This is a genomic window from Streptomyces sp. AC602_WCS936 (genome assembly GCF_019049125.1).
Taxonomy (GTDB): Bacteria; Actinomycetota; Actinomycetes; order Streptomycetales; family Streptomycetaceae; genus Streptomyces.
This window is the reverse complement of sequence record NZ_JAGMUF010000035.1, coordinates 78,222-101,271: the sequence shown is the minus strand read 5'-3', so window position 1 is coordinate 101,271 and position 23,050 is coordinate 78,222. Positions and strand designations below refer to the sequence as shown.

Genomic DNA, 23,050 nt, shown 5'->3' with positions numbered 1-23,050 from the left:
CGGGCCACGCCCACCGCTCAGGGGGTGTGCCGGACGGCGTTGGCGAGGATCGCGTCGCGCATGTAGGCGGCGAGGCCCGGCCTCGCGGCGTCGATGTTTCGCGTGAAACGTTCGTCCGAGACGTACATCTCGCCCAGGCAGGTGTGCATCTCGTACCCGCAGTCGTAGTGGTTGCGGGCGATTCCCTGCCGGTGGTCCTCGGCGGCGTCCATGGCCGCCTCGGAGTCGGCGGGCTCACCGGCCTCCATCAGGGCGACGAAGCGCCGGGTGAGCTCGTCGGCCTCGTCCTGGATACGCTGCCAGTCCTCCTTGGTGTACGAGGCGGTCTTCTGCCGCGACTGGCGGTAGGCGTCGGTGTCGCCCCAGCGTTCCTGGACCTCCTCCTGGTACTGGTCCGGGTCGAAGTCGCCGAAGACCTCGAACTTCTCCTCGGGCGTGAGGTTGATGCCCATGCTGCGTGCCTCCATGGCGTGCTCCACGGCCGCCGCCATCTTCTCCAGCTTCTCGATCCGGGCGGTCAGCAGCTCGTGCTGGCGGCGCAGGTGCGCGCGCGGGTCCGCGTCCGGGTCGTCGAGCAGGACGGCGACCTCGTCGAGCGGGAAGCCCAGCTCCCGGTAGAACAGGATCTGCTGCAGCCGGTCGAGGTCGGCGTCGTTGTAACGCCGGTGGCCCGCACGGCTGCGCTCGCTGGGTACGAGCAGGCCGATGTCGTCGTAGTGGTGCAGGGTGCGCACCGTCACTCCGGCGAAGCCGGCCACCTGTCCCACGGAGTAGCTCACTTCCGCTCCTTTCTCTGACGCCCTCCACGCTGCCGCCTCACGCGACGTGAGGTGCAAGCCCGGGTGCGCGGCCCGGGTCCCGGACCTACCGTCGGTCGCATGCCACTGCATCACGGGCCCCACCCGCCGCAGGACGCAGAGCGCGCCCGGCGCCGGCTCGCCGTGAACCCGTTCCACGGCCAGGCGAACCCTCTCGGCGGCATGACCGAGGCCCCGCCCACGCACCGCCTCCCCGACTCCCCGCTGCCGCCGCAGACCGCGTACCGGCTGGTCCACGACGAGCTGATGCTCGACGGCAACGCCCGGCTGAACCTGGCCACCTTCGTCACCACCTGGATGGAGCCGCAGGCCGGGGTGCTGATGGGCGAGTGCCGGGACAAGAACATGATCGACAAGGACGAGTACCCGCGCACCGCCGAGCTGGAGCGGCGCTGCGTGGCGATGCTCGCCGACCTGTGGCACGCGCCCGACCCGTCGGCGGCCGTGGGCTGCTCGACCACCGGGTCGAGCGAGGCGTGCATGCTGGCCGGGATGGCGCTGAAGCGGCGCTGGGCGCTGCGCAATCCTGACCGGTACCCGTCGAAGGACGTGCGGCCCAATCTGGTGATGGGTGTGAACGTCCAGGTCTGCTGGGAGAAGTTCTGCAACTTCTGGGAGGTGGAGGCCCGGCAGGTGCCGATGGAGGGCGACCGCTTCCACCTCGACCCGCAGGCCGCCGCCGATTTGTGCGACGAGAACACCATCGGGGTCGTCGGCATCCTCGGTTCCACCTTCGACGGGTCCTACGAGCCGGTCGCCGACCTGTGCGCCGCCCTGGACGCCCTCCAGGAGCGCACCGGCCTCGACGTCCCGGTACACGTGGACGGCGCCTCCGGCGGCATGGTCGCGCCCTTCCTGGACGAGGACCTGGTGTGGGACTTCCGGCTGCCGAGGGTCGCGTCGATCAACACCTCGGGGCACAAGTACGGGCTCGTCTACCCGGGCGTGGGCTGGGCGCTGTGGCGGGACGCGGACGCGCTGCCCGAGGAGCTGGTCTTCCGGGTCAACTACCTGGGCGGCGACATGCCGACCTTCGCGCTGAACTTCTCGCGCCCCGGCGCGCAGGTGGTCGCGCAGTACTACACGTTCCTGCGGCTGGGACGGGAGGGCTACCGGGCGGTGCAGCAGGCGTCGCGGGACATCGCGCGGTCGACGGCCGCGCGGGTGGCGGCGCTCGGCGACTTCCGGCTGCTGACGCGCGGCGACCAGTTGCCGGTGTTCGCCTTCACGACGGCCGGTGACGTGACGGCGTACGACGTGTTCGACGTCTCGCGGCGGTTGCGGGAAGGCGGCTGGCTGGTGCCCGCGTACACCTTCCCGCCGCACCGCGAGGACCTGTCCGTGCTGCGCGTGGTGTGCCGCAACGGCTTCTCGGCCGACATGGCGGACCTGCTGGTGGAGGAGCTGGAGCGGCTGCTTCCGGAGCTGCGCCGGCAGCCGCACCCGCTGACCCGGGACAGGGGTGCGGCGACCGGCTTCCACCATTAGGGGTTCCTACCGGCTCAGGCGGGCGAAGCGGCGCACCGCCAGCGGGAAGAACACCGCCATGATGGCCAGCGGCCACACGATCGCCGCCCACACGTGGCCGCTCTCGCCGCCGGGGCTGCCGAACAGGTCGCGTACGGCGGTCGCGGTCTGGGACATCGGGTTCCACTGGACGAGCGTGCCCAGCCAGCCCGGCATGGCGTCCGGGGTGGCGAAGGCGTTGGAGAGGAAGCCGACCGGCCAGACCAGGATCTGCACCGCCTGCACCATCTCCGGCTTCCCCGCGACCAGCGCGAGGTGGATGCCGACCCACAGCATCGCGAACCGGAAGAGCAGGAGCAGGCCCACCGCGCCCAGGAAGGCGCCGGCGCTGCCGTGCGCCCGCCAGCCGAGCGCGTACCCGACGGCGATCAGCACCGCGAGGCCGACCACCGACTGGAGCATGTCGGCGACCGAGCGGCCCACCAGCACCGCGCCGTTGGTCATGGGCAGGGAGCGGAACCGGTCGACGACGCCCTTGTCGAGGTCCCGGGTGACGGCGATCATCGTGCCCTCCAGGCCGAAGGCCATGGTGAGCGCGAGCATCCCCGGGACGAGGTAGTCGACGTACTCGCCGGTCACGCCCCGGCCGCCGCCGACCAGGTAGCCGAACATCAGCAGCAGCATGATCGGGAAGATCAGGTTGACGACGACCGGGACCGGCTGCCGCGCCCAGCGGGCCAGCTCCCGGCGGGTCATGGTCCAGGAGTCGGTCAGGGCGAAGGTGGTCACGCGGCCTCCTTGGTGCGGTCGGTGAGGTGCAGGAAGACCTCGTCCAGGGTCGGGCGGCGCAGGGCCACGTCCTCGGCCTCCAGACCGGCTTCCTCCAGTGCCCGTACGACGCTGGAGAGGGCCGTCATCCGGTCGGTGACGGGTGCGCTGATCAGTCGGCGGTCGGCGTCCACGCGGACGCCGGTCAGGGGCAGCAGGGCCACCGCGGCGTCCAGCTGTCCGGCGTCGCGCAGCACGACGTCGACACGGTCGCCGCCGGTGGCGGCCTTGAGCTCGTCGGCCGTGCCGTCGGCGACGACCCGGCCGGCGTCGACGACCGAGATGCGGTCGGCGAGCTGGTCGGCCTCCTCCAGGTACTGGGTGGTGAGCAGGACCGTCGTACCGCCGCCGACCAGGGAGCGGACGGAGTCCCACACCTCCGCTCGGCTGCGCGGGTCGAGGCCGGTGGTCGGTTCGTCCAGGAAGAGCACCTCCGGGTCGGTGATGAGGGACGCGGCCAGGTCCAGGCGGCGCCGCATGCCGCCGCTGTAGGCGCTGACCGGTTTGCGTCCGGTGTCGGTGAGGTCGAAGCGGGCCAGGAGTTCGTCGGCACGCGCGCGTGCCCGCCGGGCGCCCAGGTGGTGCAGGCGGCCGAACAGCTCCAGGTTCTGCCGGCCGCCGAGCTCCTCGTCGAGCGCGGCGTGCTGACCCAGCAGGCCGATGCGCAGGCGCACGGCGTACGCCTGCGTGACGACGTCGTGGCCGGCCACCTCGACGCGGCCCGCGTCCGGGCGGAGCAGGGTGGACAGCACACGGACCAGGGTCGTCTTGCCCGCGCCGTTCGGACCCAGCACCCCGTGCACCGTGCCCCGCGTGACCGTGAGGTCGAGACCGTCCAGCGCGTTCTTGTCGCCGTACTTCTTGCGTGCCCCTTCGACGGTGATCGCCGCGTCGGTCACTGACTCTCCTCGAAGCTCGATTAGTCAAACTTGACTACTTGCTCGCGGAGAGCGTATGCCCGTCGAGACGGTTAGTCAAACTTGATTAGCCGATCCGTTTCATCGGTCGTGCTCTCCGGGGCCCGGCTCCCCCGCCCCGTACGGGTTCTCCTCGCCCTCGCTCAGGATCCCGACGAACGGCTCGCCCTCTCCGGCGAAGGTGTACGCACCGCTCCGGATGCGCTCGATCAGCGCACGGGTCCACTCGGCGCCGTGGTCGGCGGAGTGCACCCAGAGGTTCATGATCTCGCCGATGTGGCCGAGCTGGCCGGGGCCGTCCTCGGGCGTGTAGTACTCGGTGACGGACCTGCGCCACTTCTGGATGGCGCGGATCCTCTCCTCGAGGAGGCCCAGCACCTCCTCACGCCCGAGGTCGACCATGAGGCCGAGCCCGGCGGAGAGCACGTCGGGCTTCTGGTCGTACGCGGTGAGGGACTCCCTCAGCAGGGTGAAGTACTCCTCCGTACCCCGCCCGGTGATCTCGTACTCGGTGCGCGGCGGGCCGCCGGCGGTCGACGGCGCGATCTCGTGCGCGTGCAGCAGGCCCTGCTTGGCCATCTGCTTCAGCGCGTGGTAGATCGAGCCGGGCTTGGCGTTGGACCACTCGTGCGCGCCCCAGTACTCCAGGTCGTTGCGCACTTGGTAGCCGTGGGCCCGCCCGTGCTGGCGGACCGCGCCGAGCACCAGGAGTCGGATCACTGACATGGGTCCAGACTAGGCCGACCCGGGACCTCGACTAGAACGGGAACCCGCTGCGCCCGTGCTGCACCGAGATCCACTTCTGGGTGGTGAAGGCGTCCAGCATGGTGTCGCCGTTGAGGCGGCCGATCCCGGAGTGCTTCTCGCCGCCGAACGGCACGATCGGCTCGTCGTGCACAGTGCCGTCGTTCACGTGGAACATGCCGGTGTCGATCTGCTTGGCGAAGTTGACGCCGCGCTCGACGTTCCCCGTGTGCACGGCGCCGCTCAGGCCGTACGGGGTGTCGTTGACCAGGCGCACGGCCTCCTCCTCGCCGTCGAAGGGGACGAGGAAGGCGACCGGCCCGAAGACCTCCTGCTGCAGCAGGGCGGAGTCGGCGGGCAGGCCGGTCAGGACCGACGGCTCGACCAGGTTGTCCGTGACCGTGCCGCGCACCAGGGCGGTGGCGCCCTCGGCCAGCGCCTGCTCGACGACCCCCGAGAGGGCGTCCGCCTGCGAGGAGTTGATCACCGGACCGATGACCGTCGACGGGTCGCGGGGGTCGCCCGCCTTGAGGCCGGCGACCTTGGCGACGAACTTCTCGGTGAACTCGTCGGCGACCGCGCGGTCGACCAGGACGCGGTTGGCGGCCATGCAGACCTGACCCTGGTGGACGAACCGGCTGAAGACGGCGGCGTCGACCGCGTAGTCGACGTCGGCGTCGTCGAGGACGACCAGCGCGCTGTTGCCGCCGAGTTCGAGGACCGAGCGCTTGAAGTTGGCCGCGCAGACGGTGGCCACGTGGCGGCCGACCTTGTCCGAGCCGGTGAAGGAGATGACCTTGGGGACGGGGTGCTCCAGGAAGGCGTCGCCGATCTCCGCGATGTCGGTGACGACCACGTTCAGCAGGCCGCCCGGCAGACCGGCGTCCTCGAAGAGCTTCGCGACCAGGGTGCCGCCCACGATCGGCGTGTTCTGGTGCGGCTTGAGGACGACGCCGTTGCCGAGGGCGAGGGCCGGGGCGACCGACTTGAGGGAGAGCAGGAAGGGGAAGTTGAAGGGGCTGATGACGCCCACGACACCGACCGGCACCCGGTAGACGCGGTTCTCCTTGCCGTCGACCGGCGACGGGATGATCCGCCCCTCCGGCGCCAGCGACAGGTGGACCGCCTCGCGCAGGAACTCCTTGGCGAGGTGCAGCTCGAAGGCGGCCTTCAGGCGGGTGCCGCCGAGCTCGGCGATGATCGCCTCGCTGATCTCGCCCTCGCGCTCCTCGACCAGGCGCAGCACCTTCTCGAACACCGCGCGGCGGGCGTACGGGTTGGTCGCCGCCCACTGCTTCTGCGCGCGCTCGGCGGCCCGGTAGGCGGCGTCGACCTCGTCGACGGTGGCTATGGTGACCGAGGCCAGCTTCTCGTTGTCGTACGGGTTGAAGTCGATGATGTCCCAGGAGCCGGTGCCCGGGCGCCACTCGCCGTCGATGTACTGCTGGGCGAGGTCGGTGAAGTACGACGACATGTGATCCCTCAATCCCCATAGCTGCCGCCGGCCGCCACACCCGCGGAGCCGACGGCCTGATTGAGCGTCATCGTACTTATGTTTCAGGAGAGTTGGAGAAGGCCTCGCAGAAGGTCCCGGCTCTCGTCCGGCCCCGGGCTGTCCTGCTGGAGTTCCTTCAGCGCGGTCTCGTACTGGGTGACGTCCTCGCGCTTGTCGAGGTACAGGGCGCTGGTCAGCTGCTCCAGGTACACGACGTCCGAGAGGTCGGACTCGGGGAAGCTGAGGATCGTGAACGCGCCACTCTCGCCGGAGTGCCCGCCGAAGCCGAACGGCATGACCTGGAGCCGGATGTTGGGGCGTTCCGACATCTCGATGAGGTGCTGGAGCTGGCCGCGCATCACCGCGCGGTCGCCGTACGGGCGGCGCAGCGCGGCCTCGTCCAGGACGATGTGGAACTCGGGCGCGTTCTCGGCGACCAGGTGCTTCTGCCGCTCCAGGCGCAGCGTCACCCGCCGCTCGACGTCCGCCTCGCCGGCGCCCTTCATGCCGCGCCGGACGACCGCGCGGGCGTACTCCTCGGTCTGCAGCAGGCCGTGCACGAACTGCACCTCGTAGACCCGGATCAGCGAGGCGGCGCCCTCCAGGCCGACGTAGGTGGGGAACCAGCTGGGCAGGACGTCGGAGTAGCTGTGCCACCAGCCCGCGACGTTGGCCTCCTTGGCGAGGGAGAGCAGGGAGTTGCGCTCCTGCTCGTCCGTGATGCCGTACAGCGTCAGCAGGTCCTCGACGTCCCTCGTCTTGAAGCTCACCCGGCCCAGCTCCATCCGGCTGATCTTCGATTCGGAGGCGCGGATCGAGTAGCCCGCCGCCTCCCGCGTGATCCCCCGCGTCTCACGCAGTCGCCTGAGTTGTGATCCGAGCAGCATGCGCCGCACCACCGATCCGGGCTCTCCCGCGCTCACGTTCGCCAGCCTCCCCAACCGTCTTCAGGGGCCGAAGTCTGCCACTAAAACACTCCGAGCAGTACTCGTCCGGTTACGGAAACGGAATCGAGCCAAAGGAAACGTGCAGGATCATGCACGGAACGGCCCGGAACCGGCCGCGGACGGAGATGAAGAGCGGGCGAAGATGACGGAAAAATTGACCAACAAGCGGTACGGGCAGGTCCATTTCGGTCACGTGCACGTGCATCTGCCCTTGCATCTGCGGTACGCATCCGAAACCATGGTCCCGCACCACCGCGCCGCATCGCCTCGGACCGCGAATTTCGGGAGTGCCTCGCATGGGGACGAATGGATCGACCATGCTCGAGCCGTTACGGCAGGGCCTTCCGCCACTCGACCCCGCGGCCGTCTCCAACGCCGCCTCCTGCGCCCTGCCACCGAGATTCGAAGCGGTGCGCGAGGCCCGGGGGTTCACCCGCAGAACGCTCGACGGCTGGGGCATGAGCGACCGTTTCGACGACGTCTGCCTCGTGGTCTCCGAACTCGTCACCAACGCCCTGCGCCACGCGCTGCCCGCCGACACCCCGCGCGACGCGGAACGGGGCGGCCCCGTCCGGCTGCACCTGATGCGCTGGCCCGAGCGGCTGGTGTGCGCGGTGCGCGATCCCAGTCACGACAGCCCGGTGGCCCGCGAGACGGACGACTTCTCGGCGGAGTCGGGGCGGGGACTGTTCCTCGTCGACTCCTTCAGCGACGGCTGGGGCTGGCACCCGCTCGCCGGGACACTCGACGGCAAGGTGGTCTGGGCGCTGTTCCGGCTGCCGCAGCCCGGCGCGTGATCCGTCGCGGCGCCCTCGGCACCCGTGGCACCCGTGGCACCCGCGGCGCCTTTCCGCGCCGCGGTCGGACGCGTGTCAGCTCGTGACCAGGTGGTCGAACTCGCCGTCCTTGACGCCCAGCAGCATGGCCTCGATCTCGGCGCGCGTGTAGACGAGCGCGGGCCCGTCGGGGAAGCGGGAGTTGCGCACCGCCACCGCGCCGTCGGGCAGCCGCGCGAACTCCACGCACGACCCCTGCGAGTTGCTGTGCCGGCTCTTCTGCCAGGCCACGTCGTGCAACTGCGTGGCGGCCATGCCGTTGTACACGCCGGACGCGTCGTCAGCGGCGTACACGTCGTACACGTCGTGGTCCACAGGTCGCTCCCCGGTGGTGCACTGGCTGATGTGGCCATTGATGCAGTGGTCAACTGATCCGGATCATAACCCTGTTCACGTGCAGATGCATGAGCAAATGCACGTGCACGCGGGGTGTTCCCGCAGTTACAGCTTTGACGACCGCTTTACCGAGTCCTGCACTATGTGACGCCCGCCCCGGCAAACCCGTTCCCCCGTATGCCCCCGAATTCGGAGAACATGCAACAACTTGCAACACCACCGGGGGCCCGCTCGGTCGAGCGGACCCCCGGGTCCCGGCGCCGGTGGACGGCCGGCGGCGCAGGTCAGCGCACGGAGTACGGCAGCAGCGCCATCTCCCGCGCGTTCTTGATCGCCCTGGCCAGCTGCCGCTGCTGCTGGGACGTCACACGCGTGACGCGGCGACTGCGGATCTTGCCGCGGTCGGAGATGAACTTCCGCAGCAGATCGGTGTCCTTGTAGTCGATGTACGTCACTGAGGCCTGGTCCAGCGGATTGGGCCGCTGCTTGGCGGGCTTGCGGTCGCTCTTGCGGGGCATGGGTCTCAGACCTCCAGGAGGGTGTCGAAGGCGGACGGCAGGCGCTCCCAGGCGGCCTGTCCCGCGGCGTACTCGGCGTCGGTCAGCAGGCAGGACTCCAGGAGCCGTTCGAGGCCGTCGCGGTCGAGTCCGGGGGACGTGAAGACCAGGTGCTGGCAGCGGTCGCCGTGCTCGGGGTGCCAGTCCAGCGCGGCGGCGGCGCGGCGCACGGGCGGGACCATCTCCCACGCGGCGTCGGGCAGCGAGGCGAGCCAGGGCCCCGCGCTCTCCACGCACAGCGCCCCGCCCGCGGCGTCCCAGTGCAGCAGCGTGTCCGCCTTGTCGGCGAGCCAGAACCGGCCCCGGCTGCGGGCCGCGGCACAGGTCAGGTCCTCCAGCGCCGCGTAGAGCCGCTCCGGGTGGAAGGGCCGGCGGCTGTGCCACACCAGGGTGGAGACGCCGTGTGCGTCGGCCTCGGCGGGCAGCAGGGCGCAGGCCGGGTGCTGGGCGGCGGCCGCGGCCTCCACGTCGAAGCCTGCCCGCGCGGCACGGGCCAGCGGGGAGGAGGAGCCGTTCCGGTCGCCGTGGCCGCTCGCCGGGCCGGCCTGCCCGATCGGGACCCGGCGGGCCGTCGGGTGGAGCTGGGCCAGCAGCTCGCGGTCCTCGTCGTCGGCCTGAGGGGAGTCGGCGAGGGCGAGGACGGTGGCGTACTCCAGCTGGCGCGCGAAGGTGTCGGCGACGGTGCGCTGGTCGGTGGCCGCGGCGGCGAGGCCGCCCTCGGCGAGGTCGTCGCCGTTGCCGAGGTACGGCAGCACGAGGGCCGGGTCGACGGCGGTGATCACGCCGGTGACGGTGAAGCCGCCGGCCGTCACCACCTCGGCCATCGCCTTGGGCTCCACGGAGTCCCACAGCTCGACGACCGCCAGCGGGGTGTCTCCGGCGTGCGCGAGCCGTGCCAGCTCGGGGACGAGGTCCTCGCGCAGGGCGCAGCAGGCGCAGTCGTTGACGAGCGGCGCCTCGCCGGCGGAGCGGATGCCGGTGGCGTCCCGCACGGTCCGTACGACCGTGCCCGCGGTGGCGGTGGCGAGGTCGTGGTGGAGTACGACGCTGCCGGGCACGTCGGCCAGGAGCCGGGCCACGGCCGCCTTGCGGGCGTCGGCGTGCAGTCCGCCGACGATCACCACGGGCAGGGCCGGGCGCTCCGGCCCGCTCATGCCCCGCCCCGCTTCCCGTACCGGCGCTCGAAGCGCTCCACGCGGCCGGCGGTGTCCAGGACGCGGGCGGTGCCGGTGTAGAAGGGGTGGCTGACGTTCGAGATCTCCACGTCGACGACCGGGTAGGTGTTGCCGTCCTCCCACTCGATCGTGCGCTCACTCGTCATGGTCGAGCGGGTGAGGAAGGCGTAGTCGGCGGCGCGGTCGCGGAAGACGACCGGGCGGTACTCGGGGTGGATTCCCTTGCGCATCGCGTTCAGCGCTCCTCTCGGAAGTCGACGTGGCGGCCGGCCACCGGGTCGTACTTGCGCAGGACCAGGCGGTCCGGGTCGTTGCGCCGGTTCTTGCGGGTGACGTAGGTGAAGCCGGTCCCGGCGGTGGACCGGAGTTTGATGACCGGGCGGAGTTCGTTGCGTGCCATGGCTGCTATCTTACTGAAAATGAATTCCATTAACAGCTAGGGATCCCCCGGCCCGAAGGAGAGGTACGTCACCGTGTCCGCCCACTGCATGCTCACCGGAGCCCGACCCGGCTTCGGCAACCGCATCTCGCACTCCCACCGGCGGACCTCCCGCCGCTTCGACCCCAACGTCCAGACCAGGCGCTACTGGCTGCCGAGCGAGAAGCGGCACGTCCGGCTGAAGCTGAGCGCGAAGGGGATCAAGACCGTCGACACGATCGGCGTCGAGGCGGCGGTGGCGCGCATCCGTGCCCGGGGAGTGAGGATCTGATGGCGAAGAAGAGCAAGATCGCGAAGAACGAGCAGCGGCAGCGGACCGTCGCGCGGTACGCCGCGCGACGGGCCGAACTGAAGGAGATCGTCCGCCGGCCGTCCTCCACGGAGGCCGAACGGCTCGCCGCCCAGCGGGAACTGCGCGGGCAGCCCCGCGACGCGAGCCCCACGCGGGTGCGCAACCGCGACCAGGTCGACGGGCGCCCGCGCGGTTATCTGCGCACCTTCGGACTGTCCAGGGTGAACCTGCGTGAGCAGGCGCACGCCGGGCATCTCCCCGGGGTGCGCAAGGCCTCCTGGTAGCTTGCGGCTGTCATGGGGCCGAACGGCCGTCCGGCAACAGCTTGGAGCTTGCGGTGACATGGGTGACGGTGGACAGCGCGGCGAGCACGGCGAACGCGACCAGCACGGCCAAGGGCGCGGCTGAGAGCACGGCTACGCGTACGGCTGTAAGTGCGCCCGAAGGCACCGGGGGCCCGCGCGGGCGGTCGGCCCGGCGGTCCGTGCGGGCCGCGGCCGTGGCCGCCGGGCTGATGGGCGCCCTGGCGCTGACCGCGTGCACCGACAGCGGCGACTCCGGCGACTCCGGCGACGGCGGCTCGGGCGGCGGCTCCGGCGGTGACAAGTCGTCGGCGGCGCCCAGCGCCTCGGCGAGCACGAGCCCGGAGAGCGGCGGGAGCACGGGCGGATCGTCCTCCGCTGCCGGGGAGTTGGAGGGCAGCTGGCTCGCCACCGCCGACGGCCAGGCGGTCGCGCTGATGGTCACCGGCGACAAGGCCGCCCTCTTCGCCACCGGCGGGACCGTGTGCAGCGGCACCGCCGGCGAGGAGTCCGGCACCCGGACGATCCGCCTGAAGTGCACCGCCGGCAGCGACGACCGGGCGAGGGGCACGGTCGAGTCGGTCGACGACACCTCGCTCAGGGTGACGTGGGAGGGCGGCGTCGGCGAGGAGACGTACACCCGGTCCGAGGGCGGTTCGCTGCCGCCCGGCCTGCCGACCGAGGGCCTCGGTTCCTGAGCCGGGCCGCCACCGCGCGGTGCGCTACCGCAGCGGCCGTCGGCGCTCGACCCGCGCGTCGTCGGCCGCGCGGGTGCCCTCCGTCCAGCCCGCCGCGTCGGTGACACCGCGCAGGCGGGTCGTGGTCGTCTCCGGGAACAGGCGCTCCAGCCGGTCGGTGACCGCGACCTCGCGGGAGGCCAGGACCGGCAGGAGGTCCACGCCCGCCGCCGCACCGCCCTCGGCGGTGGCCGCCTCGGCCGCCGCACGGAGCCGGGTGCCCGCGCGGTGCGCGTACGCGGCGAGGAACGACTGCCGGAAGGTCTTGGTCCGCTTGCGCCCGCCGGCGCGCTGCGCCGCCTCGGCCTTCGCCATCGCGGCCTCGGCCTGCACCAGCAGCGAGGTGTAGAGGAGTTCGACCGACTCCAGGTCGCCCTCGAAGCCGACGACGGTGGAGAAGCCGAGGGCCTCGTTCCACACCGCGCGGCAGTGGTTGGCGTCGGCCACCGCGTCCAGCAGCACCGCCTTGGCCTGTTCGTACGGCGGCTCCACCCCGATCCGGCAGGCCCCCGGCGCGTCCGGCGAGAGGGCACCGGCCGCCAGCAGCGCCTCGTCGACGCTGTGCCGGGCCATCAGCTCCTGCGCCTTGGCGCTCAGCGCCTCCGCCTCCTCCGGAAACCCGGTCGCCTCCGCCTTGGCGAGCAGCGCGCGGATACGCGCGAGGGCACGGGACTCCGGCCGGGCCTCGCCGCGCGGTGCCCCCGGCACCCGCGGCCCTTCCAGCGGTTCGAGCACGGGCAGCCGCAGCAGCAGGCGGTACAGCTCCAGTACGGCGGTGGCGTGCGAGAAACGGTCGGTGCGGGGCGGTGCCTGGTCCGGCACGGCTTCGAGCTGGGCGGTCCAGCGGGGCCCGCGCGGGCGGTCGTGCGGCACCTGGGCGCGGATCAGTGCCGCCACGAGCCGCACGTGCGCGTCGTCCAGCTCGCGCCGCACGATCCGTACGAGGTCGGCGGGCTGCCAGCCGCGCCGCCAGGCGGTCGCCACGAACTCCTCGCCCCGCCGGGCCAGTTCGGCGTCCGCCGCCGGGTCGGCGGCCAGCAGCGAGGCGGCGCCGTCGAGGGCGGCGTCGCCGGTGTCGTACAGGGCGGTCTCGAAGGCACGGTCGACGGTGCGGGGCGTACTCACCCGGCGATGGTGCCACGGCCTCCGGGAGCCGGATCCCACCAACTGTCAACCTTCGGTTGACACCAGCAGGGGCGCAACCTACGGTTGACACATGACGACGAAACCGAGCACCACGTCATCCGTACGCCTCGACGAACTCATCACGGCGATCAAGAAGGTGCACGCGGAGCCCCTAGAACAGCTCCAGGACGCCGTCATCGCCGGCGAACACCTCGGTGAGGTGGCCGACCACCTCATCGGCCACTTCGTGGACCAGGCCCGGCGTTCCGGCGCTTCCTGGACGGACATCGGCAAGAGCATGGGCGTCACCCGGCAGGCCGCGCAGAAGCGGTTCGTGCCCAAGGAGTCCGCCGACCTGGACGCCAACCAGGGCTTCAGCCGCTACACGCCCCGCGCCCGCAACGCCGTGATGGCCGCCCACAACGCGGCAAAGACCGCCGGCAACACCGAGGGCCTGCCCGAGCACCTGGTCCTCGGCCTGCTGACGGAGAACGAGAGCCTCTCCGCCAAGGCGATCGCCGCCCAGGGCGTGACGCCGGACGCGGTGCGGGAGGCGGCGACCGCGGCGCTCCCGCCCGCCGCGGCGGAGGTCCCGGAACTGGTGCCCTACGGCCCCGCCGCCAAGAAGGTCCTCGAACTCACCTTCCGCGAGGCCCTGCGCCTCGGCCACAACTACATCGGCACCGAGCACATCCTGCTCGCCCTGCTGGAGCACGAGCACGGCGAGGGCGTGCTCAGCGGGCTCGGCCTCGGCAAGGAGGCCACCGAGCGGTACGTCACCGAGGCGCTGGCCCAGTTCATCGAGGTGGCCCAGGAGTCGGAGGGGACGGAGGCCGGCCGGCAGGAGGGCTGAGCCGGCGCCCCGGTGGTCACTGCGGGGGCCGTTGTCAGTCCCTCCTGCGACACTCGCGACATGGCCGACCGGTGGGCGCTCGCCGTGGCCGAGGACGGTGGCGTGGAGGTCGCCCCCCTCGGCCCCGGCGGGCTGCCCGCGGGACCGGTGCGGCGGGAGCCCGGCCCGGCCGAGGCGGTGCGCGCCCGGCCGGACGTCTCGCGCTGGGTGTGGCGGTCCACCTCCGAGATCCACCCGCGCCTGCTCGCCGAAGGGGTGCGGGTGGAGCGGTGCTACGACGTGGAGGCCGCCGAGACCCTCCTGCTGGGCCACGAGGGGCACTACGGGCAGCCCCGCTCGGCCGCCGCCGCCCTGGCCCGGCTGCGCGGCGGCCCCGTACCGCCCGACCCGCCGCAGCGCTCCGCCGAGCCAGGCGCCCAGTCCTCGCTCTTCGAACCCCAGGCCGTCCACCTGCCCCTGGACGACCTGCTCGCCGTCTACGCCGAGCAGCAGCGCCGGCACGACCGGTCCGCGCACCCCGACCGGCTGCGGCTGCTGACGGCCGCCGAGTCGGCGGGGATGCTGGTCGCCGCCGAGATGAACCGCGCGGGGCTGCCCTGGCGGGCCGACGTGCACCGCGAGGTCCTGCACGACCTGCTCGGCGAGCGGTACGCGGGCGGGGGCGAGCCGCGGCGCCTGGCGGAGCTGGCCGAGGAGGTGTCCGCCGCCTTCGGCCGCCGGGTGCGGCCCGACCTGCCCGCGGACGTGGTCAAGGCGTTCGCGCAGGCCGGGATCAAGGTCGGCTCCACCCGCCGGTGGGAGATCGAGTCCGTCGACCACCCGGCCGTGAAGCCGCTGATCGAGTACAAGAAGCTGTACCGGATCTGGGTCGCCCACGGCTGGTCCTGGCTCCAGGACTGGGTGCGCGAGGGCCGCTTCCGCCCCGAGTTCCTGGCCGGCGGCACCGTCACCGGACGCTGGGTGACCAACGGCGGAGGCGGACTCCAGATCCCCAAGGTGATCCGGCGGGCCGTCGTCGCCGACCCGGGCTGGGTCCTGGTCGTCGCCGACGCCGACCAGATGGAGCCGCGGGTACTGGCGGCGATCTCCCGGGACCCCGGCCTGATGGAGGTGGCCGGCCGGGAGACCGACCTCTACCAGTCCGTCTCCGACCGCGCCTTCTCCGGCGACCGCGACCAGGCCAAGCTCGCCGTGCTCGGCGCGGTCTACGGCCAGACCTCCGGCGACGGCCTGAAGAACCTCGCCGCGCTCAGACGCCGCTTCCCCCGCGCGGTGGCCTACGTCGACGACGCGGCCCGCGCGGGAGAGGAGGGGCGACTCGTGCGGACCTGGCTGGGACGCACCTGCCCGCCGGCTGCCGGTTCCTCCGACGACGCGCCCGAGGAGGCCGGCATCCCGCAGGAGGAGCGGCAGCCGGACGGCCCCGGCCCACAGGAGTGGGTGCCCGGCTACGCCTCCACCGACGCCCGCGCCCGGGGCCGCTTCGCCCGCAACTTCGTGGTCCAGGGCAGCGCCGCCGACTGGGCGCTGCTGCTGCTCGCCGCTCTGCGGCAGGCCTGTGCGGACAAGGCGGCGGAGCTGGTCTTCTTCCAGCACGACGAGGTGATCGTGCACTGTCCGAGGCAGGAGGCCGACGCCGTCGTCGCGGCGATACGGGAGTCGGCGGAGCTGGCGGGGCGGCTGACGTTCGGCCGGACGCCGGTGCGGTTTCCGTTCACCACGGCGGTGGTGGAGTGCTACGCCGACGCCAAGTGAGCGGCGCGCGGGCACCCCGCCCGCCCGCCGTCAGATGACGGGCGGCCGCCCCAGCCGCGTGAGCCGTCCCACGGTCCGCCACCGCATCGGCCGCCGCTCCCCCGCGGGCCTGCGCATCCCCTCCACGAACCCGCCGAACCAGGCCCGCAGCCCGCCGAGCGACCGGTTGCGCGCCACCGTGAGCAGCATCCACACGCCGAGGTGGACGGGGATGAGCGGGAGCGGCAGCCGGCGCCGGGCCAGCCAGACGCGGTTGCGGGCGTTGACGCGCAAGTAGACGGCGTGCCGCGCGGGCGAGGTCTTCGGATGCTGGAGCAGCAGCTCGGGCGCGTAGAGGATGCGCCAGCCGGCGTCGGCGGCGCGCCAGGCCAGGTCGGTCTCCTCGTGCGCGAAGAAGAACTCGGCGGGCCAGTCGCCGACCTCGTCGAGCATCGCCGACCGCAGCGCGTGCCCGCCGCCCAGGAACCCGGTGACGTACCCGCCCCGCATGGGATCGGAGGCGCCGACCCGGGGGACGTGCCGCTGCTGTGTCTCGCCGTGCTCGTCGGCGATCCGGAAGCCCACGATGCCGAGCCGCTCGTCGGCGGCGAACAGCTCCCCGACGCGGCGCAGCACATCGGCGTCCACGAGGAGCCCGTCGTCGTCCAGTTCCACGACCACGTCGGTGTCGCCGAACTCCCGCAGCCGCGCCAGCGCCACGTTCCGTCCGCCGGGACAGCCGAGGTTCTCGTCGACCTCGATCGCCGTGACCTCGCCGGGCAACGACAGCCGTGCGGCGAACTCCGGCAGCGGGCAGCCGTTGCCGACGATCACGACCCGGGCGGGCGGCACGTCCTGCTTGGCCACCGACTCCAGCAGGGCGTCGACCTCGGCGGGCCGGTTCCCCATGGTGACCACGGCGACGGCGATCCTCGGCGCATCGATGCCCCGGCCCGTGTCCTCGCCCATGCCCTCACCTCGTTCCGGCCGACAGCGTGTGCGCGATGCTAACCGTTCAGGAACACGATTCACGGCGTACGCCCGTCGGTGGCTCCGCGGTTCGCCGCACTGGCGGCGGTCACCGGCACACACCTGTTCCGTCACCGGCACACACCTGTTCCGCAGTGGCGGCGATGTGCTTGACATGCCCCCTTCCATCGTCTCGGTCCTCGACCGCACGGAGGCCGCTTCAGGCGGCCCGCCCGGGGCGTCTCGGCGCGCCCGTACGGCTCTGCCGCCCTCGTGGCCCGCCCCCGGCGCCCTGCTGCTCCTTGCCGAGATGTGCACTACATGATCACGCAGCCTCAAATGCTCCATTTGCCCGAATGGGTGCGCCGGGGGCCGACCATGATCAGTTTTCGTGAAGGGGCGCGGCACCCGAGCTGTCCGGTGCCGTGCGCCGTCCCGACTGATCAAGGAGCTGTGGATGACTGCGACCACTGCCGACCCGCGCGGCAACCACCTGGCGGACACGGCGACGGGCCTGCCGATCCCCGCCGACAAGGAGTTCGCCGATGTCGCACAGGAGCGCCGTTGGCGCAAACAGCGTCTGGCCGCCGCGATGCGGCTCTTCGGCAAGGCCGGCTACGCCGAGGGCATCTCCGGGCACATCTCCGTGCGTGACCCCGAGCACCACGACCGCTTCTGGGTCAATCCGTTCGGGGTCTCGTTCTCACTGGTCAAGGTCAAGGACCTGATCTGTGTGGACGCCAGGGGGAACGTCGTCGAGGGCACCGGCAAGGTCAACCCCTCCGCCTTCACCATCCACTCCGAACTGCACAAACGCCCCGGCGCCGAGGCCATCGCCCACGGCCACACCGCGTACTCCCGTGCACTGGCCTCGCTCGAGCGCCTGCTCGATCCGCTGGACCAGGAATCCGCCGCGTTCTACGAGAACCAGGTGTTCTACGGAGACTACGACGGGCCCGCCGTCGCGGTCGAGCACGGCGAGGACATCGCCGCCAGGCTCGGCGACAAGCGGGCCCTGCTGCTCAAGTACCACGGCCTGATCACCGTGGGCGGCTCGCTGGAAGAAGCCGTTCACTGGTTCTTCACCTACGAGGGCTGCGCCCAGATGCAGCTCGCCGCCCATGCCGCGGGTGAGCCGCGGCCCATGAGCCACGAACAGGCCCTCGCCGCCCGGGACGGATTCGGCGACGAACAGCTGGGCCGCTTCTCCTTCAACGTCCTCTGGGACGAGATCACCGCCGAACAGCCCGACCTCTTCGAAGAGTGAACGCGCTCACCGGCCCTTACCGACCTCGAAGGACGAGCAGTCCATGACCTCTTCCCATCCGCGTATAGCCATCGTGGGCGGCGGCGCCGCGGCGGTCAGCCTCCTCGATCGCTTCTCCCGCGAAACCGGTCTGCCACCCGCCCAGATCACGGTGTTCGAGCCCACGCGCAACCTGTGGCGCGGGCGGGCCTACCAGCACGACACCGACGCCGTACTGGTCAACATCCCGCCGGACCACATGTCCGCCACCTGCGAACCGGACAGCTTCGCCCGCTACCTCGCGGAGCGCCGACTGCCGTACCACACCGGCGCGTGGACGGAACCCGGCTTCTTCCCGCCGCGCCATGTCTACGGCTCCTACCTGGAGCACACGGCGGAGAACGCCGTGTCCGAACTCTGGTCGAAGGGCTGGCCGGTCGTGCTGATCCGGCAGGCCGTCACACGGGCCGAACGCGTCGACGGCGGTGGGCTGCGGCTGACCGACTCCGCGGGCCGCACCTACGGATTCGACCACGTCATCTGCTCCGTCGGCCCCGGCATACCGGCCGACCATTACGGTCTCGCGGGCGCTCCGGGGTTCGTGGCCGACCCGTACCCGCTGGCCGAGAAGGTGCGGATGATCAGCCCCGACGCGTCCGTGACCGTCATCGGTACCGGGCTCGCGGCCGTGGACTGCGTGGTCGCGCTGGCCGCCGCGGGCCACACCGGGCCGGTCACGATGGTCTCGCGCAACGGCTGCCTGCCGGCCGTACGCCAGCGCCCCGTCGACCCGCCGAACGACCACTTCACGCCCGATGCCGTCCACCGCCTCGCCCGAGAGTCCGTGGACCGCAGGATCGGGCTCGATCAGGTCTTCGCCCTGCTCGCACAGGAGTTGAGCGACCTGGGCGCGGACCCGGCCAAGGTCGTCGCCGAGATCGAATCGGCCGACCACGAGGACCCGGTGACCCGGCTGCGCCGCCACTACGCGGAGCTCGACGATCCCGACCTCGGGATGCGGGTGATGCAGAACTCCGTGCCGACGACCGGCCCCGACGCGTGGCCGCTGCTGCGCGAGCGGGACCAGGAGACCGTCCGCGCCCGCCACTACCGCGCGATCATGTCGCTCTGCTGCCCGATGCCGCCGCACAACGCCCGTACGCTGCTGAGCCTGATCGACGAGGGCCGGCTTCGCGTCCGGTCCGGCTTGCGGTCGGTGGCGGCCCGGCCGGAAGGCGGAGGCCTCCTCGTCACCACGGCGTACGAGTCCTTCGGCACCGACACGGTGATCAACGCCGTGTCGGCCCCCGGCCACCGGATCCCCGAACGGGCCGAGGGCCTGATCGCCGACCTGGTGGAGCAGGGCATCGCCGCCCACCACCCCGCCGGGGGCCTGGACATCGTGCCGACGACCTCCGCGCTGCGCGGCACCGGCCAGGAGCACGGCGCCGGTCAGGCGTACGCCATCGGCGACATCAGCGGCGGAGCGCTCTTCTTCACCTCCGGGATGATCTCGGTCGTCGATCGCGCCCACGACATCGTCACCGCCGTCAGCGACCTCGTCCGCACCCGCCGGGCCACCCTGTCCGACGCGGCTTGACCTCACCCGAAGCCCCTTACCAAGGAGCACCGTTGCCCCAGAGCATCAGCCGCCGCCAGGCCATACGCGCCGGCGGTACCGCAGCGGCAGTCGTCGCCCTCGGCGCCGTCGCCGCCCGTCCCGCCACTGCCGGTTCCAGGGCCGCCGCCCTCGCCCCGTCGGGCCCGCCGAGGCCACGGACCGATCCGGCCGCACCGTTCGACGAGATCTACAAGGGACGCCGTATCGAAGGCGCGCCGCTGGCCGTCGCCCTCTCCGCGGCCCGCTCGTCCTCCCCGGTCCCGCCGATGGACTGCAGGATCGACGGCCGCTCGCTGCACCTCATGCGCCGCGCCAACGGCGAGTACATGAGCATGCTCACCCACTACATGTCGTATCCCACCGCGCGCGCCTGCGTGAGGGCCGCCGTCGACCAGCTCGGTCCGACCGCCCAGCTGGCCCACATGGCCGGGGCCGGCCACCACTGACCGGCGGTCCCGCCGAGTGACCACCGATCCCGCCGAGCCGCGCAGGACTGGAGAAGACATGGCTGTGCACACCCGGAAGAACGTCAAGAACCTGACCGCGCAGGAGAAGAAGCGCCTCGTCGATGCCCTTCTGGCCGTGAAGAAGGGGGGTGTGTACGACGAATACGTCCGGATCCACCACCACTACTTCGTGGCGGACGGCGAACCCGGAAAGCGCTTCGGCCACATGGCACCCAGCTTCTTCCCCTGGCACCGGCAGATGCTGATCTCGTTCGAGAACGAACTGCGCAAGGTCGACGACTCCGTCACCCTGCCCTACTGGGACTGGACCCTCGACCAGGGCAGCGGCGGCACCCCGCCGTCCCCGTACACCCCCGACTTCCTCGGCGGCAACGGCCGCGAGGGCGACCACCAGGTCATGGACGGACCGTTCGCCGGGAGATCGGGTGACTGGCCCATCACCGTGCAGGTCACCGACGACACCTTTCTCATGCGGGACTTCGGCGCTTTCGCCGGCGGCGTGACGCTGCCGTCCCCCGCCGATCTGGAAGCCGCCATGGCCGACCCGGTCTACGACACGTACCCGTACGACTCGACCATCAGCACCCGCGGCTTCCGCAACCAGGCCGAGGGCTGGACGGTGGGCGCCAACGTCGGCTGGACACTTCACAACCGGGTGCACGCCTGGGTGGGCGGCCAGATGACGGGCGGCACCTCGCCCAACGACCCGACCTTCTGGCTCCACCACGCCTTCATCGACCTGCTGTGGGCGCGCTGGCAGAAGCGGCACCCCGCGGAGCCGCCGTATCTGCCCGAGCAGCCGATCGCCTCGGGTGACCCGCAGTACGGGCGTGTGGTCTCGCTCGACGAGCGGCTCGAACCGTGGGGTGTCTCGCCCGCTCAGATGCTGGACCACACGCGGTTCTACACGTACGCGTGAGGTCTCAGGAGTGAGATCTCACCCCTGACGTCCACGCCCGCCGTCCACGCCTGACGTCTCGCGTCAGCGGTCTTCACATACTTCATCTCCCCTTACATCTATTTCCTTCCACGCTGAGGAGCATCATGCGCAAGCGCATCCTGACCGCCGCCGTCCTCCCGGTCGCCGCCGTGGCACTCGCCACCGCCGCCCCGGTGGCCTCCGCGACCCCTCACTCCACCGCGGCTCCGGTGGCCTCAGTGGCCACCACGCACCACACCGAGCTGCCGGCCTTCGCGGGCCACGCGTACTACCTGCGGCTCGACAACGGCATCGTCTTCCGCAACTCGTACTCCGCGGACGGTGCCAAGCTCCACTGGGAGGCCCTGGAGGGCCCGATGAAGGGGCAGTCGGGCGATGAGGACATCACCGTGACGCGGGTGGGTGACGGTGTCTACCACGTCAACTGGATCGAGGACTCCGGCATCACGGTCTCGCATGTCTTCGACACCGTGCACAACACCGTTTCGATCTTCATGACCTTCGAGACCGAGCAGGGCCGGGTCGGCGAGGCGCACACGGCCACCCTGCAGCGCATCCTCTGAGGTTTCGCCCGACCCATTCGCGGACGCCGGGTTCGCCCCTGCCCTCGCAGCACGGGCGTGCCCGGCGTCCGCGATGCATCGAGGGAGCACGTGAAGTGACCGTACGGGGGAGCGGAACCCCATCCGCCCAAGAGCGCACCTTGCGAGACGGCGACCCGCAGCGAGACCGCGACCCGCAGCAAGACGGCGACCCGCAGCGGGGTGACGGCCTGCGCGCCGGTCTTGCCCAGCGGCATCTGACCATGCTGGCCCTGGGCGGAGTCATCGGCGCCGGGCTGTTCGTCGGCTCGGGACAGGGCCTGGCCGCGGCAGGGCCCGCGGTGCTGATCTCGTTCCTGCTGGCCGCCGCCCTGGCGCTGGGCATCATGAAGATGCTCGGCACCCTGGCGATCCGCGAACCCGTCTCCGGCGCGTTCTCGGTCTACGCCGAGCGCGCCCTGGGCCGCTGGGCCGGAGTGATGACGGGCTGGATGTACGCGGTGATCACAGCGGCCGCCATCGCCGTGGAGTCCCTCGCGGCCGCGGGGATCGTCCACGGGATGCTGCCGTGTATCCCGCTGACCTTGGCGGCGGCGGTCCTGCTGAGCGTCATGGTCGGCGTGAACCTGGCGTCGGTGAAGTCCTTCGGGGAAGCGGAGTTCTGGTTCGCGGCCCTGAAGGTGAGCGCCGTCGTCGTCTTCATCGCGATCGGCGTGGTGGCCCTGGCCGGCCGCCTGCCCGGTCACCCGGAGCCGGGGCCCAGCGCGCTGTCCGGCCACGGCGGGCTGCTCCCGAACGGACCGATCAGCATTCTCACGGGACTCCTGACCGTGGTCTTCGCCTTCGGCGGGATGGAGGTCATCGCCATGGCCGCCGCCGAGTCCGCCGAGCCGGGCCGGGCCATCGCGCGTGCGGTCCGCTCGGCGATCTGGCGGATCGCGCTCTTCTACCTGGGGTCGGGGGCCGTCGTCGTCGCCCTGCTGCCCTGGACGGCGGCGCGGCCCGGCGTCAGCCCGTACGCCCAAGTCCTCGACCGGCTGGGGATCCCCGGGGCGGGCCGGGTCACCGAGACGGTCGTCCTGATCGCCCTGCTGTCCGCGCTCAACGCCAACCTGTACGGCACGTCCCGCATGGTGCACTCGCTCGCGCGGCGCGGCGACGCGCCAGGGGCCCTCGCACGCACCTCGCGGTCCGGGACGCCGCGCCGCGCCGTGCTTGCCTCGGCGGTCGTCGGCTACGGTTCCGTGGCGGCGACCGCGGTGTGGCCGGGCGCGGTGCTGGACCTTCTCGCGCGCACCATGGGCGGGACCATGCTGTTCATGTGGCTGGCGATCACCGTGTCGTATCTGGTGCTGCACCGTCGCGCGCTGGGCCGCGTCTCACCGCTCGCGGTCTCCTGCGCGCTCGCGATCGTGGTGATCGTCGTGACGATGTACCTGCAGGACAGCACCCGCGGTCAGGTGCTCTCGGCCGCGGCGGTGGCCGTGGTGCCCGCGCTCGCGGGCTGGATCCGGCAGCGCAGGGGGGCCGGCTGACGGCGGCGAGGCGGCGAGGGCCCGGGCTCGTACGTGCGCGGGTCCGGGCTCGTACGTGCGCGGGTCCGGGCTCGTACGTGCGCGGGTCCGGGCTCGTACGTGCGCGGGTCCGGGCTCGTACGTGCGCG

26 protein-coding genes are annotated in these 23,050 nt (G+C 71.8%); 13 read left to right on the top strand and 13 right to left on the bottom strand.

The window, feature by feature from the left end:
- Positions 1-17: 17 nt before the first annotated feature.
- Positions 18-779 (bottom strand): MerR family transcriptional regulator, encoded by a 762-nt coding sequence (locus KUM03_RS13740; RefSeq protein ID WP_217247752.1) that lies wholly within the window; start codon positions 777-779, stop codon positions 18-20.
- A 99-nt stretch (positions 780-878) separates the two neighbouring features.
- Here KUM03_RS13740 and KUM03_RS13735 point away from each other — a divergent pair, with 99 nt between their 5' ends.
- Complete coding sequence (locus KUM03_RS13735; RefSeq protein ID WP_217247744.1) at positions 879-2,306, top strand: glutamate decarboxylase; 1,428 nt, start codon at positions 879-881, stop codon at positions 2,304-2,306.
- 6 nt (positions 2,307-2,312) lie between these two features.
- On the opposite strand, the gene KUM03_RS13730 is transcribed toward KUM03_RS13735, so the two are convergent.
- From KUM03_RS13730 to KUM03_RS13710, 5 genes are all read right to left on the bottom strand, one after another.
- On the bottom strand, positions 2,313-3,074 hold the full coding sequence (locus tag KUM03_RS13730; protein WP_308406319.1) for an ABC transporter permease: 762 nt from the start codon (positions 3,072-3,074) through the stop codon (positions 2,313-2,315).
- Positions 3,071-4,012: an ATP-binding cassette domain-containing protein gene (locus KUM03_RS13725; RefSeq protein ID WP_217247742.1), complete on the bottom strand. Its 942-nt coding sequence runs from the start codon at positions 4,010-4,012 to the stop codon at positions 3,071-3,073. The genes KUM03_RS13730 and KUM03_RS13725 overlap by 4 nt, the downstream gene beginning before the upstream one ends.
- A 99-nt stretch (positions 4,013-4,111) precedes the next feature.
- The gene (locus KUM03_RS13720) at positions 4,112-4,756 is read right to left on the bottom strand and encodes a PadR family transcriptional regulator (protein WP_217247739.1); all 645 of its coding nucleotides are present in this window, start codon (positions 4,754-4,756) and stop codon (positions 4,112-4,114) included.
- Positions 4,757-4,787: 31 nt separating this feature from the next.
- A complete protein-coding gene (locus KUM03_RS13715) occupies positions 4,788-6,248 on the bottom strand; it encodes an aldehyde dehydrogenase family protein (RefSeq protein ID WP_217247737.1) in 1,461 nt (486 codons plus the stop codon).
- A gap of 83 nt (positions 6,249-6,331) precedes the next feature.
- Positions 6,332-7,156, bottom strand: a complete 825-nt coding sequence (locus KUM03_RS13710; protein WP_217248075.1) for a helix-turn-helix transcriptional regulator — start codon at positions 7,154-7,156, stop codon at positions 6,332-6,334.
- Between the two features lie 356 nt (positions 7,157-7,512).
- Between KUM03_RS13710 and KUM03_RS13705 the strand changes: the two genes are divergently transcribed.
- The gene (locus tag KUM03_RS13705) at positions 7,513-8,013 is read left to right on the top strand and encodes an ATP-binding protein (protein ID WP_217247729.1); all 501 of its coding nucleotides are present in this window, start codon (positions 7,513-7,515) and stop codon (positions 8,011-8,013) included.
- 75 nt (positions 8,014-8,088) lie between these two features.
- Here the strand turns inward: KUM03_RS13705 and KUM03_RS13700 are convergent, their stop codons facing one another.
- The 5 genes from KUM03_RS13700 to rpmG form a co-directional block, all read right to left on the bottom strand.
- Positions 8,089-8,367 (bottom strand): DUF397 domain-containing protein, encoded by a 279-nt coding sequence (locus KUM03_RS13700; RefSeq protein WP_217247727.1) that lies wholly within the window; start codon positions 8,365-8,367, stop codon positions 8,089-8,091.
- Between the two features lie 305 nt (positions 8,368-8,672).
- Positions 8,673-8,906, bottom strand: a complete 234-nt coding sequence (gene rpsR / locus KUM03_RS13695; RefSeq protein ID WP_217247725.1) for a 30S ribosomal protein S18 — start codon at positions 8,904-8,906, stop codon at positions 8,673-8,675.
- A gap of 5 nt (positions 8,907-8,911) precedes the next feature.
- Complete coding sequence (locus tag KUM03_RS13690; protein WP_217247723.1) at positions 8,912-10,099, bottom strand: GTP-binding protein; 1,188 nt, start codon at positions 10,097-10,099, stop codon at positions 8,912-8,914.
- Positions 10,096-10,350 (bottom strand): type B 50S ribosomal protein L31, encoded by a 255-nt coding sequence (locus KUM03_RS13685; protein ID WP_100046021.1) that lies wholly within the window; start codon positions 10,348-10,350, stop codon positions 10,096-10,098. Before KUM03_RS13685 ends, KUM03_RS13690 begins: the two co-directional genes overlap by 4 nt.
- 5 nt (positions 10,351-10,355) lie before the next feature.
- On the bottom strand, positions 10,356-10,520 hold the full coding sequence (rpmG, locus tag KUM03_RS13680; protein WP_019329852.1) for a 50S ribosomal protein L33: 165 nt from the start codon (positions 10,518-10,520) through the stop codon (positions 10,356-10,358).
- A gap of 73 nt (positions 10,521-10,593) precedes the next feature.
- Here rpmG and rpmB point away from each other — a divergent pair, with 73 nt between their 5' ends.
- The 3 genes from rpmB to KUM03_RS13665 are packed head-to-tail and all read left to right on the top strand — an operon-like array spanning position 10,594 to position 11,851.
- Entirely contained in the window at positions 10,594-10,830 is a 237-nt protein-coding gene (gene rpmB / locus KUM03_RS13675; protein WP_217247721.1) for a 50S ribosomal protein L28, read from the top strand.
- Complete coding sequence (gene rpsN / locus KUM03_RS13670; protein ID WP_217247719.1) at positions 10,830-11,135, top strand: 30S ribosomal protein S14; 306 nt, start codon at positions 10,830-10,832, stop codon at positions 11,133-11,135. Before rpmB ends, rpsN begins: the two co-directional genes overlap by 1 nt.
- A gap of 53 nt (positions 11,136-11,188) precedes the next feature.
- Positions 11,189-11,851, top strand: coding sequence for a hypothetical protein (locus tag KUM03_RS13665; protein ID WP_308406318.1), 663 nt, complete (start codon positions 11,189-11,191; stop codon positions 11,849-11,851).
- Between the two features lie 24 nt (positions 11,852-11,875).
- Here the strand turns inward: KUM03_RS13665 and KUM03_RS13660 are convergent, their stop codons facing one another.
- Complete coding sequence (locus KUM03_RS13660; protein ID WP_217247716.1) at positions 11,876-13,015, bottom strand: DUF2786 domain-containing protein; 1,140 nt, start codon at positions 13,013-13,015, stop codon at positions 11,876-11,878.
- Positions 13,016-13,106: 91 nt separating this feature from the next.
- Between KUM03_RS13660 and KUM03_RS13655 the strand changes: the two genes are divergently transcribed.
- Together KUM03_RS13655 and KUM03_RS13650 are read left to right on the top strand one after the other, a co-directional pair.
- On the top strand, positions 13,107-13,868 hold the full coding sequence (locus tag KUM03_RS13655) for a Clp protease N-terminal domain-containing protein (protein ID WP_217247714.1): 762 nt from the start codon (positions 13,107-13,109) through the stop codon (positions 13,866-13,868).
- Positions 13,869-13,928: 60 nt separating this feature from the next.
- Complete coding sequence (locus tag KUM03_RS13650; RefSeq protein ID WP_217247712.1) at positions 13,929-15,623, top strand: bifunctional 3'-5' exonuclease/DNA polymerase; 1,695 nt, start codon at positions 13,929-13,931, stop codon at positions 15,621-15,623.
- A gap of 30 nt (positions 15,624-15,653) precedes the next feature.
- Here the strand turns inward: KUM03_RS13650 and KUM03_RS13645 are convergent, their stop codons facing one another.
- Entirely contained in the window at positions 15,654-16,547 is an 894-nt protein-coding gene (locus tag KUM03_RS13645; RefSeq protein ID WP_217248065.1) for a glycosyltransferase family 2 protein, read from the bottom strand.
- Between the two features lie 481 nt (positions 16,548-17,028).
- On the opposite strand from KUM03_RS13645, the gene KUM03_RS13640 reads away from it, so the two are divergent.
- From KUM03_RS13640 to KUM03_RS13615, 6 genes are all read left to right on the top strand, one after another.
- Positions 17,029-17,838, top strand: coding sequence for a class II aldolase/adducin family protein (locus tag KUM03_RS13640; protein WP_217247710.1), 810 nt, complete (start codon positions 17,029-17,031; stop codon positions 17,836-17,838).
- 43 nt (positions 17,839-17,881) lie between these two features.
- Positions 17,882-19,417: an FAD/NAD(P)-binding protein gene (locus tag KUM03_RS13635; protein WP_217247708.1), complete on the top strand. Its 1,536-nt coding sequence runs from the start codon at positions 17,882-17,884 to the stop codon at positions 19,415-19,417.
- A gap of 32 nt (positions 19,418-19,449) precedes the next feature.
- The gene (locus KUM03_RS13630; protein WP_217247705.1) at positions 19,450-19,884 is read left to right on the top strand and encodes a tyrosinase cofactor; all 435 of its coding nucleotides are present in this window, start codon (positions 19,450-19,452) and stop codon (positions 19,882-19,884) included.
- Positions 19,885-19,948: 64 nt separating this feature from the next.
- A complete protein-coding gene (locus tag KUM03_RS13625; protein WP_217248059.1) occupies positions 19,949-20,824 on the top strand; it encodes a tyrosinase family protein in 876 nt (291 codons plus the stop codon).
- A 125-nt stretch (positions 20,825-20,949) separates the two neighbouring features.
- The gene (locus KUM03_RS13620) at positions 20,950-21,408 is read left to right on the top strand and encodes a MoaF N-terminal domain-containing protein (RefSeq protein ID WP_217247697.1); all 459 of its coding nucleotides are present in this window, start codon (positions 20,950-20,952) and stop codon (positions 21,406-21,408) included.
- A gap of 140 nt (positions 21,409-21,548) precedes the next feature.
- On the top strand, positions 21,549-22,922 hold the full coding sequence (locus KUM03_RS13615; protein ID WP_254399291.1) for an amino acid permease: 1,374 nt from the start codon (positions 21,549-21,551) through the stop codon (positions 22,920-22,922).
- Positions 22,923-23,050: the final 128 nt, after the last annotated feature.